This is a genomic window from Motilibacter deserti (assembly GCF_011250635.1).
GTDB lineage: Bacteria > Actinomycetota > Actinomycetes > Motilibacterales > Motilibacteraceae > Motilibacter_A > Motilibacter_A deserti.
Genome location: NZ_JAANNP010000252.1, coordinates 1 through 885, shown reverse-complemented (window position 1 = coordinate 885; position 885 = coordinate 1). Strand labels below are relative to the sequence as shown.

The following is an 885-nucleotide window of genomic DNA, read 5'->3' as shown; positions in this document are numbered from 1 at the left end:
TCTCGGCGGCCGACACCGCGGCGCTGGCCGCGTGGAACGACACGGCGGTCGGCGTGCCGGCGACCACGCTCGCCGCCCTCTTCGAGGAGCAGGCCGCCCGCACGCCGCACGCGCCCGCCCTCGTCGACGCCGGCGCTCCCGGCCGCCCCACGCTGACCTACGCCGAGCTCGACGCCCGCGCGAACCGGCTCGCCCACGTCCTGCGCGAGCAGGGGGTCGGCGCGGCGGGCGCCGAGCACGTCGTCGCGCTCGCCCTCGGCCGCAGCGCGGCGTCCGTGGTGGGGTCGCTCGCCGTCGTGAAGGCCGGCGCGGCGTACCTGCCCGTCGACCCGGACTACCCGCGCGAGCGCATCGCCTACATGCTCGGCGACGCCGCCCCGGTGGTCGTCGTCACGACGGCCGCGCTGGCGGCGTCGGTCGCCGAGGCGTCGCCCACCGCGCGAGCCCTGCTGCTCGACGCCCCGGACGTGGCTGCCCGGCTCGCCGCCGCGCCCGCCACGGCGCCGGCCCGCCTCACCCACCCGGCGTCCCCGGCGTACGTCATCTACACCTCCGGCTCGACCGGCGAGCCCAAGGGCGTCGTCGTGCCGCACGCCGGCATCGCCGCCTTCGCCGCGAGCGAGGTGGACCGGTTCGCCGTCGACGCGACGAGCCGCGTCCTGCAGTTCTCCTCGCCGAGCTTCGACGCCTCGGTGCTCGAGCTGTGCATGACCTTCGCCGCCGGCGCCGCGCTCGTCGTCCCGCCGGCCGGCGCCCTCGCCGGTGAGCCGCTGGCCGAGGCCCTGCGCGACCAGCGCATCACCCACGCCCTCATCCCGCCCGCGGCGCTCGCGAGCGTGCCGCCCGTCGAGCTGCCGGACTTCGCCACGCTCGTCGTGGGCGGTG

The 885-nt window shown here is 78.6% G+C and carries 1 protein-coding gene; it reads left to right on the top strand.

Annotated features, from left to right (window positions below; all coding sequences use genetic code 11):
• Positions 1-885: AMP-binding protein (locus G9H71_RS22875; protein WP_166285031.1), on the top strand; the 885-nt coding region annotated here is incomplete at both ends.